The sequence below is a fragment of the Paenibacillus xinjiangensis genome (assembly GCF_059686975.1).
Map to the genome: position 1 here is coordinate 75,839 of NZ_JCAALS010000027.1, position 13,916 is coordinate 89,754.

The 13,916-nt window shown below is 48.8% G+C and carries 13 protein-coding genes; 4 read left to right on the top strand and 9 right to left on the bottom strand.

The window, feature by feature from the left end:
* Window positions 1-131 precede the first annotated feature (131 nt).
* Entirely contained in the window at window positions 132-1,925 is a 1,794-nt protein-coding gene (locus AC6ESP_RS23220; RefSeq protein ID WP_497099117.1) for an Rqc2 family fibronectin-binding protein, read from the top strand.
* Window positions 1,926-2,151: 226 nt separating this feature from the next.
* Here AC6ESP_RS23220 and AC6ESP_RS23225 read toward each other — a convergent pair whose 3' ends face one another.
* The 8 genes from AC6ESP_RS23225 to AC6ESP_RS23260 all read right to left on the bottom strand — a co-directional run bounded on the left by AC6ESP_RS23225 (window position 2,152) and on the right by AC6ESP_RS23260 (window position 10,384).
* Entirely contained in the window at window positions 2,152-3,012 is an 861-nt protein-coding gene (locus AC6ESP_RS23225; RefSeq protein WP_497099118.1) for a PHP domain-containing protein, read from the bottom strand.
* Window positions 3,003-3,914: a selenium metabolism-associated LysR family transcriptional regulator gene (locus AC6ESP_RS23230; protein ID WP_497099119.1), complete on the bottom strand. Its 912-nt coding sequence runs from the start codon at window positions 3,912-3,914 to the stop codon at window positions 3,003-3,005. Before AC6ESP_RS23230 ends, AC6ESP_RS23225 begins: the two co-directional genes overlap by 10 nt.
* A 107-nt stretch (window positions 3,915-4,021) precedes the next feature.
* A complete protein-coding gene (locus AC6ESP_RS23235) occupies window positions 4,022-4,459 on the bottom strand; it encodes a hypothetical protein (RefSeq protein WP_497099120.1) in 438 nt (145 codons plus the stop codon).
* Window positions 4,460-4,655: 196 nt separating this feature from the next.
* On the bottom strand, window positions 4,656-4,919 hold the full coding sequence (locus AC6ESP_RS23240; RefSeq protein ID WP_497099131.1) for a YlbG family protein: 264 nt from the start codon (window positions 4,917-4,919) through the stop codon (window positions 4,656-4,658).
* 40 nt (window positions 4,920-4,959) lie between these two features.
* Window positions 4,960-5,448 carry a YlbF/YmcA family competence regulator gene (locus tag AC6ESP_RS23245; protein ID WP_497099121.1) on the bottom strand — a complete coding sequence of 163 codons (489 nt, stop codon included), beginning with the start codon at window positions 5,446-5,448 and terminating at the stop codon, window positions 4,960-4,962.
* 72 nt (window positions 5,449-5,520) lie between these two features.
* Window positions 5,521-7,386 (bottom strand): helicase-associated domain-containing protein, encoded by a 1,866-nt coding sequence (locus AC6ESP_RS23250; protein WP_497099122.1) that lies wholly within the window; start codon window positions 7,384-7,386, stop codon window positions 5,521-5,523.
* A gap of 21 nt (window positions 7,387-7,407) precedes the next feature.
* On the bottom strand, window positions 7,408-9,072 hold the full coding sequence (locus AC6ESP_RS23255; protein ID WP_497099123.1) for a DNA repair helicase XPB: 1,665 nt from the start codon (window positions 9,070-9,072) through the stop codon (window positions 7,408-7,410).
* 124 nt (window positions 9,073-9,196) lie between these two features.
* On the bottom strand, window positions 9,197-10,384 hold the full coding sequence (locus AC6ESP_RS23260; protein ID WP_497099124.1) for an amidohydrolase: 1,188 nt from the start codon (window positions 10,382-10,384) through the stop codon (window positions 9,197-9,199).
* 172 nt (window positions 10,385-10,556) lie between these two features.
* On the opposite strand from AC6ESP_RS23260, the gene AC6ESP_RS23265 reads away from it, so the two are divergent.
* Window positions 10,557-10,901, top strand: a complete 345-nt coding sequence (locus AC6ESP_RS23265) for a YugN family protein (protein ID WP_497099125.1) — start codon at window positions 10,557-10,559, stop codon at window positions 10,899-10,901.
* A gap of 2 nt (window positions 10,902-10,903) precedes the next feature.
* Window positions 10,904-12,064, top strand: coding sequence for a putative lipid II flippase FtsW (gene ftsW / locus AC6ESP_RS23270; RefSeq protein ID WP_497099126.1), 1,161 nt, complete (start codon window positions 10,904-10,906; stop codon window positions 12,062-12,064).
* A gap of 76 nt (window positions 12,065-12,140) precedes the next feature.
* On the opposite strand, the gene AC6ESP_RS23275 is transcribed toward ftsW, so the two are convergent.
* Entirely contained in the window at window positions 12,141-12,524 is a 384-nt protein-coding gene (locus AC6ESP_RS23275) for an Asp23/Gls24 family envelope stress response protein (RefSeq protein ID WP_497099127.1), read from the bottom strand.
* Window positions 12,525-12,696: 172 nt separating this feature from the next.
* Between AC6ESP_RS23275 and cax the strand changes: the two genes are divergently transcribed.
* Window positions 12,697-13,755 (top strand): calcium/proton exchanger, encoded by a 1,059-nt coding sequence (gene cax, locus AC6ESP_RS23280; protein WP_497099128.1) that lies wholly within the window; start codon window positions 12,697-12,699, stop codon window positions 13,753-13,755.
* Window positions 13,756-13,916: the final 161 nt, after the last annotated feature.

The following is a 13,916-nucleotide window of genomic DNA, read 5'->3' on the forward strand; positions in this document are numbered from 1 at the left end:
GAGCACCCTCGGACAGCCTCTCAAGCCTAAATGTATTCGGACAACCCGCAAAATATCCCAATGGGGCTTAAGTTTTCCCCTTAACTATGGCATGATAGAAGTAGACTTTTATAAAAGGAGATATACTCACCATGGCCTTAGACGGCATAGTTATGCATGCAATAACGAATGAACTGCAGCGCTGCGTTGGCGCTCGTATCCATAAAATCCATCAGCCCACTAATAACGACCTTGTATTCAGCATTCGAGGAGCCGGTGCTCAGGGCAAGCTGCTCCTGTCCGCTAACCCTACTTATCCGCGTATTCACTGGACGGATGCTACTTATGTGAACCCGCTTGAGGCCCCTATGTTCTGTATGCTGCTTCGCAAGCATTGCGAGGGTGCGACCATAGAAGCCATTCGGCAGGTTGGCAGAGAACGAATTATTCATATCGATGTCAGAAACCGTGATGAGCTCGGCGATCTTTCTGCCAAAAGAATTATTATTGAAATCATGGGCCGGCACAGCAATATCATCCTTGTAGATCCGACTACGAATACCATTCATGATGGCATTCACCATGTAACGCCAGCCATCAGCAGCTTCCGAATCATTATGCCAGGGAGCATGTACGTATCACCGCCAGATCAAGGCAAGCTGGATCCTCTGGCCATTACGGATCGGGAGTCGTTCATCGCTGCTTTAAGACCGAAGCCGGCTCCTGTGAGCAGCCTTGCCGATTTGGACTTGGAATTTGATGCTGCTCCTAAGCCAGTGGAAGCAGTTGAGCTGCCGACGCATCAACAGCTAGTGAATGCCTTCAGCGGACTCAGCCCGCTTCTCGCCAAAGAAATCGTCCACCGGGCAGATCAGTCGGAGGATGGCCTGTGGAGCAGCTTCACAAGCTTGATGAGTCAAGTGAAAGAGCATACCTATTCACCGACCATTGTTACGGATGCCAAAGGCAAAGCTTTCTTCTCCATCACCTCGCTCACCCACATCAATGGACAAGCCGAAGCCTTCGCTACTGCCAGCGAATGTCTGGAGGCGTTCTACGGGGATAAAGCTCAGCGAGATACCGTCAAGCAGCGGGTTGCGGATATGTTCCGATTCGTACAGAATGAAAAGGCGAAGAACATCAAGAAGATTGAAAAGCTGCAAGAAACGCTGGAGGAAGCAAATGATGCGGATAAATACAGAGTGCTCGGTGAGCTTCTAACTGCTTATATGCATCAGATTAGCCGAGGAGACAAATCGATTGAGCTCGTTAACTTCTATGATGAGGAGCAGGCTACTGTCAGGATAGAGCTTGATCCGCAGCTCACACCTTCCGACAATGCGCAGCGCTATTTCCGCCGCTATACGAAGCATCGGAACAGTATTGCTATCGTAGGAGAGCAGATGAAGCTGGCAGAAGATGAGATTGCATATATGGAATCACTGCTTCAGCAGCTAGATAATGCCTCCTTATCTGACATTGAGGAAATTCGCGATGAGCTTGTCGAGCAGGGCTACCTGAGAGATCGGAGCAAGCGCGGACCGAAGCGAAAAAAACAATCAAAACCTACTCTGCTGTGCTACACCTCCTCTGAGGGCGCACAAATTTATGTAGGCAAGAACAATACCCAGAATGAATATTTAACGAACCGCCTGGCATCACCCTCTGACACATGGCTTCATACCAAAGATATTCCAGGCTCTCACGTCGTCATTCGAGGCGGAGATTTCGGCGATAAGACACTGGAGGAAGCTGCAATGCTGTCAGCCCATTATAGCCAAGCACGAGCATCGAGCTCCATACCAGTCGACTATACCTATATACGCCACGTGCGCAAACCAAGTGGCGCTAAGCCAGGCTTCGTCATTTATGATCATCAAAAAACATTGTTCATCACGCCTGATGAGCAGCGCATTAAATCATTGCCTTCAAAAAGTGTGAATTAGTATAAAAAAACAGCGGTACAGGAACTTGCTTCCAGTGCCGCTGTTTTTAATTGCTTGTTAGTTGGTTTGAATTCGGTACCGTTAACCTGAGACGGAGCAGACCAATGATTCTGAAGAAGCGTCAGCGTTCGCCTTTGTTTCCGGATTACAACCTTGGGTAATCGTTCAAGTAATCCGGAAACAACAGCGATCGTAAGAACATTCATCTGCGCAGTTCCTTGTTATATTAGTTGATATCCCGAGGATTCAATTGCTTCAAGACGCTTACATCAACCGTCCTGCTGCCAATCGCCCCGTGAAAGACCTGTCCTTGCCGTTCGCCATGGAAATCCGAGCCTCCTGTCACAATCAGTCCATACTTGATCGCGAGAGCCAAATACCGTGCTTCTTCCTCCGGTCCATGGTCTGAATGGTAGACCTCAATTCCCTTGACGCCTTGCAGAATCACTTGTTCAACAAGCTCATCATTGCCGTATAGTCCAGGATGGGCAATAACACTCGCACCGCCTGCCTCTTGAATCCAGTCAATCGCTTCGTAAGGATGCAGGCGAGGTGGATTGACGTAAGCAGCACTTCCTGCAGCCAGATAGCGCTCAAATGCTTCTGGCATTGTAGACACGACGCCCTTGCGGATTAGCAGCTCTGCGATATGCGGACGTCCCACCGTCTTGCCTTTACTGCGGTCAGAGCCCGACTTCTCAGCCGCAAGCGCAGTGACCTCCCTTATCGTGATTGGTATGCCGAGCTGCACGAGCCTCTCAACGATCATCTCGTTGCGCTGATCCCTCACAGAGCGAAGGCTTGCAAGTCGCGCTTCCCAGGCTTCATTGCGCCAATCAGCATAATAGGCCAGCATATGAATATCCTGCCCATCTGCTACCGTGCTTAGCTCAACGCCAGGTACAACTGTAATTCCGAGCCTCTCCCCTTCCTCAAGCGCTTCTTCAACACCTGCCATCGTATCATGATCGGTAATGGCTACAGCGGCCAGACCTGCGTCTTTGGCAAGCTGTACATTCACAGCAGGCGGCTGCGTGCCGTCTGAAGCCGTCGTATGCGTATGTAGATCAACACGATTTATAACCATTGTTGTAGATCCCTTTCTCTGAGGAAGGTAAGAAACGTCACAGCAGACATCGGCAGCAAAGCTGACTTCAAATAGATGGAATAAAACTGTCGCTTGAACTTAACGTCATCGATTGACACGATATGGACAAGCCCTAGCGCCACCTCATGCTTCACCGAGGATATGGAGAGGAAAGAAATGCCAAGCCCCGCTTCAACCGCTGACTTAACAGCCCCCGTGCTGCCCAGCTCCATAACGATTTTGAGATCGGCTGGATCGATCTGCTTGCGCCTGAGCTGCTCCTCCATCACCAGCCGCGTTCCAGAGCCGTGCTCCCTGAGAACGAACGGATATTCAATCACCTCATCCAGAGTAACATTCGTCCGTTTGGACAAGGGATGGCCTTTAGGCACGATCAGCTTCAGCTCATCACTCATGACCGCTTCCATCTGCATATCAGGATGATTCACAGGCGCCTCAATTAAACCAAAATTTAACTGATGATTAATTATATCTTCCATTATCTGTGCTGTATTAATGACCTTCATACTTATTGCAATATGCGGAAATTCTTGTCCGAAGGGGCCCAGCAGCCTTGGCAGAATGTATTCGCCGATCGTTAAGCTTGCTCCCAGCTGGAGCCTGCCTTTGAGCTGCTTCGTGAACGTAGACATCGATTGATCGGTATCTCTAATCAGCTCAATACTGCGTCTGGCATAAGGCATTAGCATCCTTCCTGCCTCTGTCAGATCGATTCGCTTCGTGGATCGCTGCAGCAGCTTCGTTCCGAAATAGTCCTCCAGCGACTGAACCTGCATCGTAACAGCAGGCTGTGTCATATGTAATGCTTGCGCTGCAGCAGAGAAACTGCCCCTTTCAGCGACCGTATAAAAAATATGTAATTGATGAAAATTAAGTGCCATCTGTGCCGACCATCCTTTCCTCTAGCGCTTATTATACTACATTGTTAAGCAAAAAAGCGCCGCCCCCTTGAAGTGAGCCGCGCTTTTCCATATGTATAATAACTGTATTATCTTCGTTTTCTGCTATTCTTCACAAGCGTCATCCGACGGGAATGGCGCAGCCACGAGTAGTACGACTTCAAATCTCGAAGCTCAATTGTTTCTGACATTCGTCCAAGGAAGGTCACGACAATCATTTTATGTAAAGGATTTCCTAATAAATCGATATCTGTCTCAGATGTTGTGAATTCAGCAACGAACACCAGGTCATCATCAATGAGATAGACATCCTGCTCATTGCGGTAATATGACTCAACTCGACCTTTTTTGAGACAGTCCCACAGAAATTCCGCAATATCCTCATAACCGGTTTTCTCGCTCTCAATACGGTCGGTCCATCGGCTCCGGGCATGGTTGGTAATGACGATGTCCGCTACTTTTTTATCACCAAGCTCGACATAAAACGTCTCGTATGTGTTCCAGCGTTTAGTCGTTTTTTCCTTCATTACGAACCATTCTCCTCCCAAAGAACCAGGTCTTTCATACTATTATACCTAATATTTTACCATGATTGTCCGTTTTTACAACAATAAATTAAAGTCGATCCATTATTGTAACAATATGGATAATATATGAAAAAAAGAAGATCGATAATCGGTAAACTACTACCGACAAGCGATCTTCTATATGCTGTAACAAGGACTACATGCTGTAAAACCTTGTTTTATCCTCGTTGTCTTTGCTGTACTCGGTTTTTATTTCATTACGGTAGGATCGCTCGATCTTGCGAACAAAAGGAAGTCTTCCTATGCTCTTCACCGTATCCTCTGCACGCTCCGCATTCATGTAGATAACGACATAATGCATCTTTCTCGACATATAATGGACGGAACCGTATTTCTCCAACACTCTTGCCGCTTTCAGATCGCTAACCCATATGATATAACCTGTTCGTTCCGGTAGCAACAATCTCTTCCCCCCGTCTAAGTCGGTTGCCCTTCTCTCATTAACTGCATCCGCCGCTTCCGCAGCTGCAAGAACCACCGCTTCCACAGCTTCCGCCACCGCCCTTCTCATTGCCAGGAACTTTAATCGTATCCGATACAGATTCCGCAATCGTCCGCGATACTTCAAACAGCATCGTGTCGACAGATTCCTCGGCTAATTTAAATCGGCGTACAGCTTCAATCTGGTCTAGCTCACGCTCAATCTGCTTCACTTTATCCTTAGCAGAATGATAATCGGGATGAAATCTCCCGAATCTCTGGCATTCATCGAATAGCTCCTTCGCTTTCGCGAATTGCTTCGTTATTTGTTGGACTTCGCTGTCCGCTTGGACTGCTTCTTTCCAATATAGATATTCGGCAACTTCCGCCGACTGATTAATCCAATCACCCAGCTCGTAAGCACATAACAGCAGCGACCCCATATCAAGGGATGAAACGCCGCTTGCACCATGTGCGTAATCCGACTGAACAGCTGTGGTCGTAGGCATTTATCCACCTCATTTACATTTCGCTAACTTCCACACTATCATATCATATTCATTCAGCCAATAGATACAATTTTACACATTCCCACTCTTATCAGGCAGCAGCAGTCGCATCTCCTGCCACATCTCCGGTGTCAGACGAACCTCTCTTTTCTGAGTATCCTCCCGCAGCAAACCAATCACTGCCCAGCCGGCAGCGTCAGCCTCAAGCCTTGATGGGACGAAGGCTAACAGCCCCTGACTCGTTCCTAATTGAACCGGGGTCTGCCAGCTCAGTGCCCTCTCTAGCATCTCTCTGCGTGTTGAAGAGTGATAGCTGCGAAGCTGCTTCAGCCAGCTGCCCGGAACCCGGTCCAGCTCTGGGAAAACATCACTCATCGCCATGCTATCGTCCTCAATCAGCTCATATGGATGCAGCGCAGCTTCATCTAACAGAAACCCAGCCTCCCGTCCCTGTAAGCGATTAGGAAGCTCTCCCACTTCTAGGGCTGTCACCTCTAGAGAGAATTGCGGATAATAGACTTCCAGGCTCCTCATCCGAGAAGCCGCCCCCTCTGCCTCCTTACGCTCAGCACGCTTCGACCAATCCTCTAAGGAAGAGGCAACGGAAGCAGGAAGCTCCTTCCCTCCCGAAGCTTGACGCAGAATAAGGGTAATTGCTGCCAGTGTTCTCCCGTATTGCATACCCTTCTCTACAGAATTGGCCGTTAATTGGTAGACGGTCATATGGTCATCGCTCCTTCGTTCAGCAATAGCCTCAAGCTCCCAACGCACAATGAAGCTGCAGTCCGGCAACACAATTAGTTCACCATTAGGTTCTATCCTTACGGAATTTCGCTTCAATTGCTGCGCTGAAGCTGAGGCTGCCTCTTCCCGATGACCCTTACTCTCCACAGCAGAAGGCTTATATCGCCATCTGAACAGCTGCCCTTGGGGAGAGCTTGCCCTCTCTAACCACCCGCAGCCGCTGAGCATTTGCAGCAGCTCGTTCCAGGCAGGCTGATCCCTTTCCTCCGTATCGCTTATTCCAAGCTCCAACAAAGCTGCGGATATGCTCTTCTCGGTATACCATTTGTCAGCCTGCAAGCGAACGAGCATCGCCCAGACATGTGCCATTAACGGTTGTTCAGATATCCACTGCGTAGAGCACCATTCCATAAGCCGTCCCTCTATATGTGAAGGCGGCAGCCTAAGCCAGTTACCAAGCTCGCTTTCATTCCAATGCATGGTTCGTCCAGCCTGCTCGATAAGACCTAACCGATGACTAATTTCAAGCAGCAGGGCAAATGACACAGGATAATACTCTTTATAGGCGTTTCTCTGTTCAAGCTTACGAAGATGCTCGGCAGATAGCTCCAACGCACCCGTTACCTTATTCACTGTTTTCTTCGGAAATACATCCTTGACCGTTCTGCTCAATCCACAACGCGCCAGCTCAGCTACAGCCGCTAACAGCTGCCGCCCGAGCGGCTTAGCAGACACACTTGGCATATCCAGCTGCCCTAACAGTGGGCTATTGCTTTCAAGTGGCAGAATCGAATAGGGAAACAGCTGATGATGCCAGATGACGAACATATCCCTCGGGATAAAATAAAGCCGCTCTCCCCATGATTGTCGCACACTTAACACAATCCCTGCTTGCTGCAGCTCCATTAATCCCAATCGGAATTCTGCACCGGACAAGCCTGTTTGCACCCTGCCCCGTGAGAATAATTTCTCCTCGTGTACAGGCACACCGCCAAACACCTGATAGATAGCTCGCAGAACTTGTCCGCTAGCGCCGTCGTCGAGGCTCCTTATCGCTTCCTTAATGCTTTGTTCATTCATTATCGCTTCCCGCCAGGCACAGCCTTCTTCAGCAGCGGACTTCCATATGGGAGCTTCCATGAATTGAGCCTGCCTATGGCTGCTTAGCTTAGCGGCCAGTTCACTGACATACATCCTTCCCACCCCCGATTGTCTTCAACGTTTTTCCAGCTCGTAATGATATCCCTGCTCGATCATGAACAACTGCCTTCTTCCGGCAAAATCAGTCTCATTCGTCTCATCTGTAACAATGGTGTAGAACCAGGCTTCATTCCTGCCAGCCTTCGGCCGCAGTATTCGACCAATGCGCTGGGCCTCCTCCTGCCTCGAGCCATAGCTTCCAGAAATCTGAATAGCTACAGCTGCATCCGGCAGATCAACGGCGAAGTTCGCTACCTTGGACACCGCGAGCACCGGTACCTCCCCTGTTTTGAAGCGATCATACAGACGCTGTCTTTCCTGCTGTGCAAGCTCACCTGTTATGATGGGGACCTCCAGCCATTCCGCGACGGCATGAAGCTGCTTCAGGTACTGTCCAATAATAAGCGTTGGTGTTCCCTCGTGCTTGCTTAGCAGCTGCTTCACAACAGCCAGCTTGCTCGGATTCTCAGCAGCCAGCCTTAGCTTCGCCCGATTCTCCGCCGCCCTATACAGCTCACTTATTCCTTGATCCAGAGCTACGCGAATTTCTGTACATTTCACTGAAGCGATATGGCCATCTGCTTCAAGTGTTTTCCATAACAGATCATATTGTTTAGGCCCTATTAAGGAGAATACATCCTCCGCGCAGCCATCCTCCCTGACCAGCGTCGCAGTTAATCCAAGTCTTCTGGTCGCCTGAATATCAGCCGTCATTCGGAATACTGGTGCAGGCAGCAAATGCACTTCATCATAAATAATGAGTCCCCAATCCCGCTCAGAGAACAGCTTCATATGATTGTAGGCATCAGCCTTCGACTTCCGGTGGGTCAAGATCTGATAAGTAGCTATCGTAACTGGACGAACCTGCTTCGTCGTCCCCGTATATTCGCCAACCTCGGATGGCTGTAAGGTGGTTTTGTCCAGCAGCTCCTCCTTCCACTGCTTCACCGAGGTTGCATTCGATGTCAAGATCAAGGTGGCGCTGTTCAGCCTCGCTAATGCCGCAATACCTACTACTGTCTTGCCCGCACCGCATGGGAGTACAACAACGCCACTGCCTCCTTGAACGGTTCCTTCCTTATAAAAGAGCTCCACTGCTTGCTTCTGATATGCCCTCAGCTCGAAGGGCTTGCCCCTAAGCGTTTCACTCCTCATGGCAACGGACAGCGCCTCACCAGCATGATAGCCAGCCATATCGATGACGGGGTAACCAAGTCTCGTGAGCTCTTGCTTGAGCTGCCCTCTGTAAGCTGCTTTCACTTGCCAGCTGCCTGGATCATCTTGATCGATCAGCCATTCCATTAGAGTAGAATGCTCAGACAGCTCCCTCAGCAGCTCCTCGCTCCCCCGCAGTAGCAGCTTGCTCCCGCTCATCTCTAGCTTAAGCTTCCCATAGCGTTCCATGAGCTTACGGACAGTCGCCTCTACATAGCCTGGCAGCCCATAACGGGCATAAGTGTTCAGTGTATCAACAACCGTATCAGCCTTGAGGCCTGCTGCTGCTGAATTCCATAAGGATAAAGAGGTCATTCGGTACGTATGCCAATTTCCCGGACGCTTCACAAGCTCAGCGAACAAGGATAGTCTGATCCGCGCAGCCTCTGACAGACGATGCTCATGATCCAGCAGCACTGTCATATCTGATTGAACGATGAATGGTCCATCCTGCTGCTCTAACACTGTTCATCCCTCCATCTGCATAGAAGTATTCTCTACACAGTATGAAGATAATGCTGTATTTTTATGCCAAAACGGGACTCATCCTGTTCGTTCCCTGGATGAGTCCCGTTCTATGATTAACGATTTATTCAGCTTGCGATGCGAAATCCTCTGCCATCTGAATTAACAGCTGCGCAGACAGAAGCATCGCACGCTCATCGAAGTCGAACCTCGGATGATGATGGGAATACGTAATTCCAGCAGCCTCATTGCCAGCGCCTACGAACATGAAGCAGCCTTTAACCCTCTCCAAATAATAAGCAAAATCCTCCGCTATCATAATAGCTTCAGCATGAATAACTTCCTCAGAGCCGAACACGCCTTCTGCAACACGGAAGAAGCGCTCCGCCTCACCTTCATCGTTTACAACTGGAGGATATCCTATACGCATATCATAATTGTATTGCGCACCGTGCATCGCACATGTGTGACGAATAACCTCTTCCAGCCGCGCATGAATGAGCTTACGTGTCTCTTCATCGAAGGAGCGTACAGTCCCTTTCATTTTACAGCGTTCCGCTATGACATTATTAGTTGACCCTGCTTGGAAGGAGCCGATTGTCACCACTGCATGCTCGAGCGGATTGACGCTTCGGCTTACTATGGACTGAATGGCTTGTACAAGTGCTGATCCGACAACGATGGTATCCACCGTCTTGTGAGGCATGCCGCCATGACCGCCCAGCCCGATTATCTCAAGTGAGAACTCATCGGCAGCAGCCATGAATGCCCCAGGTCTAGAAGAGGTCTGTCCAAAGGCGAGCGGTGTCCAGAGATGAACGCCATATATAGCGTCCACGCCATCCAGCGCCCCATCTCTTATCATATTAATAGCGCCGCCTGGCGTTGTTTCCTCTGCAGGCTGGAACAACAGCCTCCGCTCTCCTGCCAGCTCAGATTGATGCTTCTGATAGTAAGTCGCAACGGCAATCAACGCTGCTGTATGACCATCATGTCCGCAGGCATGCATGACACCAGGGACTTGGGAGGCGTATTCACAATCCTTCTCATCATGTATCGGCAGTGCATCGATATCCGCACGCAGCGCGATGACTGGTCCGGGCAATTCACCTATAATTCGGACGAGCAATCCATGCCCACCGAAGTCGCTCTTTACTTCGCATCCGATCGCCTTCAATTGGTCCGCAATCCAATGAGACGTCTGTATCTCTTGAAAAGACAGCTCTGGATTCTGATGGAGATGTCTACGCCATCGAACCATGTCTGGATAGAGAGGCTGGAGCTGTTCTTTGATATAGTCGCTTGTCTTCATTTTCAGCAAACCTCCTTTATTCCATATTAACAGAACTAGGCAGCAAAGAGGAAGCTTGTTCTTCCATCAGTCATTGGAGTAAGGCTTGCACTGGCTGGGGAAACATACTATCATGGGAAATGATGTACACAACAATTGAATGAGAAATGCGAACCCTTGAGGAGGAAATACCATGATTATTGAAAATACCGGTTTGAACGGTGTTCGAAGCGACCTGCGTCATTTGGACGATTCAGCTGAAAAGGTTGGCTTCGTTCGTTGGCAATGGGAATATTATCGCGCTACATACGACTTGAAGCTTGTAGATGAGACTACGAAATCCGAATACTTTCTGCGCATCAACACTCGCGCTGTAGAAGGCAAGCTTGAATCTCCTTATGCTGTTCTTGCTATTGAAGACGTCTACATCGGACGAGCTACATTCCCGCATGGTCTTGAATATGAATCGCCGGTTCCACAGCCGATTATGAATACGGCTAACCATCGGCTCGAGCAATTGAAACAGCTGCTGGCTTAATTATGAGAACACCGCAGAATGCCAGCCGAGGAAGACCGGACTTTCTGCTCCTTATATTGACGCTGCTGCTCGTTGGATTCGGACTTGTCATGGTATCCAGCGCGAGCTCGAATATTGCACTCGTCACTGCTAAATTCAACAATGACGCATTTTATTTCACGAAGCGGCAGCTCATGTGGGCAGTGATGGGTATTTTCTCCATGCTGTTTCTAATGAATCTCCCTTATCAATTCTATAAGCGGGGATTCTTGCTCTTATTTGTTCCCGTTATGATTATGTTAATCATTGTGCCATTTACAGAACCGGTTAACGGTGCAAGCAGCTGGTTGTCAATCGGTCCTATGAGCATTCAACCAACTGAGCTGGCCAAGCTTGCGCTCATTCTTTATTTGGGGGCACTTATAGCGAAGAAGGATGAGAAATTCCGTGACTTCAAAAAAGGGCTGCTTCCTGTCATCATCATTGTAGCCTTCGTCTGCGGACTCATTATGATGCAGCCAGACTTAGGCTCCACTATGGTACTCGCCATGTGCGCGGGTATTATGATTCTGGCAGGTGGAGCGAATCTGAAGCAGGTATTCTTCTCCGGTACAGCGCTCGGAATTGGTGTGGCTATTATTATGGGTATCTCGATGCTGGTATCTCCTAAAGCATGGGCTTACCGGATTGATCGGCTGGTGTCATTCATGGACCCGCTGGCAGATAAGGAGAATGCCGGCTTCCAGCTCGTATCCTCGCTGCAGGCTCTCGGGCATGGCGGATTAACAGGTGCGGGTCTCGGCGGCAGCATCCAGAAGCTTCATTATTTAGACTACGCTTATAATGACTTTATTTTCTCCGTTATTGCTGAAGAGCTTGGTTTCATTGGAGCTACTATCTTCATCTTGTTCTATCTATTATTTCTGTGGCGCGGACTTATCGTAGCTCTGCGATGCCCCGATCAATACGGCACCATTGTTGGTGTAGGCATAGTTGGGTTAATCGGGATACAAGCGTTCATCAACATCGGCGGTGTGACCAACACCATTCCGATGACAGGAGTAACGCTTCCCTTCATAAGCGCCGGAGGTACCTCCTTGCTTGTCTGTCTTATGAGTATTGGAATACTACTGAGTATCTCACGAGAATCCAATAAGCATGAGAAACCTCGGCGCAAGCAATAACGACCTGAATATACAAAAACAACGGTGCACCCCAAGGTAAAGGAGGTGCACCGTTGTTTTTGTGTAAGGATTAATCCTATTTCAGCCGATGGTTTTCTTCGATGACAGCTTCCTCTTCCTTGAATGCAACGCCCTCTACCTTAACATTGACTTCAACAACATGAAGACCTGTCATGTTCTCAACCGATTCACGAACATTCAGCTGTAATTGACGGGATACTTCCTGAATGGGGATACCATAATGAACAATAATACGCAGGTCAATCGCAGCTTCCAACTGACCTACCTCAACAGATACACCCTTTTGCACATTTTTCCCGCTGAGTCTTTTCGCTAACCCTTCGGAAATACCGCCTGACATTGCAGCAATGCCCGGAGTCTCAAGCGCGGCGAGACCTGCAATAGTTGCTACAACGTCGTCTGAGATACGAATAATGCCTGTTTGAAGGTCCTCGGACATGTCATACACTCCTCTATTTTCCATATATCCTCATTGTACTGGATGCACTACATGGAAGCAACATTTGTCGTAATCCATTGCATTTCAGCTGATGGTTAGTGAAGTTTACTTGAATGTTCATTTCGGATATAGTAAGAAAATGGTAATTAACTATCACGAAGAGGTGACACAGATGAGACAGAAACTATTTTTCGGCGGATTGATCGTTATGTTCGCATTAAGTGCAATAGGTCATTACGCTGGGCTTGATATGACGCTTCAATTCGTCATCTCCGCTATAGCCGTCATCTTTGTGGCTGGATTCCTCGGCAAAGCAACCGAGAGCGTAGCCCATTACGCTGGACAGCGGCTTGGCGGCTTCTTGAATGCTACATTCGGCAACGCCGCCGAGCTGATCATAGCCATATTCCTGGTCAAAGAAGGATTATTCGATATGGTGAAGGCTAGCTTAACCGGCTCCATTATCGGTAACCTGCTGCTCGTATTAGGCTTAAGCTTACTCGCGGGCGGCATTAAATTCAAGCAGCAGCTATTCAACAACCAATTGGCCCAGCATAATTCAACCCTAATGATACTGGCTGTCATTGGATTGTTCGTACCAGCAGTCTTCGTGGGCGCAGAGCATTTCACCGTTGAGAAGGACAATATCCTCAGCATTACCGTTGCCTGCATCCTGATCGTCTCGTATCTGCTGTGGCTTGTCTTCTCCATGATCACCCACAAAGATGTGCTAGCTGATCCAGTCATGAATGCCAATCATGGCGAGGAGCCAGCTTGGTCGAAGGGCAGATCCATTCTTTATCTCGTAGTAGCGACAGTCATGGTCGCCCTAGTGAGCGAATGGCTTGTACATACCCTCGATACCTTCACTGAAAGGTTCGGATTGTCTGAATTGTTCGTAGGTGCTTTCGTAATCGCGATCGTCGGCAACGCCGCTGAGCACAGTGCCGCCGTTATGCTGGCGATGAAGAACAAAATCGGCGCAGCCGTAGAGATCGCCATCGGAAGCAGCCTTCAGATTGCCTTGTTCGTCGCTCCTGTGCTCATTCTTATCAGCTCGTTCTTTGGACCGACAATGGATATTCTCTTCACTCCAATTGAACTGACAGCAATCGGCGTATCCGTATTCATCGCCAAATCCGTCTCACAGGACGGCAACACCAATTGGTACGAGGGTGTGCTGCTCCTAATGGTGTATGTCATTCTGGGTATTGCGTTCTATCTCGTGTAATACTGATTTATCTACAAGCTCAATTGTACAAAAAAAAGAGTAGGCTCCCTGGACAATGTCATTAAGTTAAACTCAGAGACAAGATCGTGAATAGAAAATGAATCCGAAACGGCATAGGAAATAGTCCTATGCCGTTTCGAATTTTATACAAGCAAGAAAAA

What these genes read in the sequence shown, in the direction of transcription:
- AC6ESP_RS23220 (WP_497099117.1), top strand. Translation starts at nt 132, where the DNA reads ATGGCCTTAGACGGCATAGTTATGCATGCAATAACGAATGAACTGCAG.
- AC6ESP_RS23225 (WP_497099118.1), bottom strand. Translation starts at nt 3,012, where the DNA reads ATGGTTATAAATCGTGTTGATCTACATACGCATACGACGGCTTCAGAC.
- AC6ESP_RS23230 (WP_497099119.1), bottom strand. Translation starts at nt 3,914, where the DNA reads ATGGCACTTAATTTTCATCAATTACATATTTTTTATACGGTCGCTGAA.
- AC6ESP_RS23235 (WP_497099120.1), bottom strand. Translation starts at nt 4,459, where the DNA reads ATGAAGGAAAAAACGACTAAACGCTGGAACACATACGAGACGTTTTAT.
- AC6ESP_RS23245 (WP_497099121.1), bottom strand. Translation starts at nt 5,448, where the DNA reads ATGCCTACGACCACAGCTGTTCAGTCGGATTACGCACATGGTGCAAGC.
- AC6ESP_RS23250 (WP_497099122.1), bottom strand. Translation starts at nt 7,386, where the DNA reads ATGTATGTCAGTGAACTGGCCGCTAAGCTAAGCAGCCATAGGCAGGCT.
- AC6ESP_RS23260 (WP_497099124.1), bottom strand. Translation starts at nt 10,384, where the DNA reads ATGAAGACAAGCGACTATATCAAAGAACAGCTCCAGCCTCTCTATCCA.
- AC6ESP_RS23265 (WP_497099125.1), top strand. Translation starts at nt 10,557, where the DNA reads ATGATTATTGAAAATACCGGTTTGAACGGTGTTCGAAGCGACCTGCGT.
- ftsW (WP_497099126.1), top strand. Translation starts at nt 10,904, where the DNA reads ATGAGAACACCGCAGAATGCCAGCCGAGGAAGACCGGACTTTCTGCTC.
- AC6ESP_RS23275 (WP_497099127.1), bottom strand. Translation starts at nt 12,524, where the DNA reads ATGTCCGAGGACCTTCAAACAGGCATTATTCGTATCTCAGACGACGTT.
- cax (WP_497099128.1), top strand. Translation starts at nt 12,697, where the DNA reads ATGAGACAGAAACTATTTTTCGGCGGATTGATCGTTATGTTCGCATTA.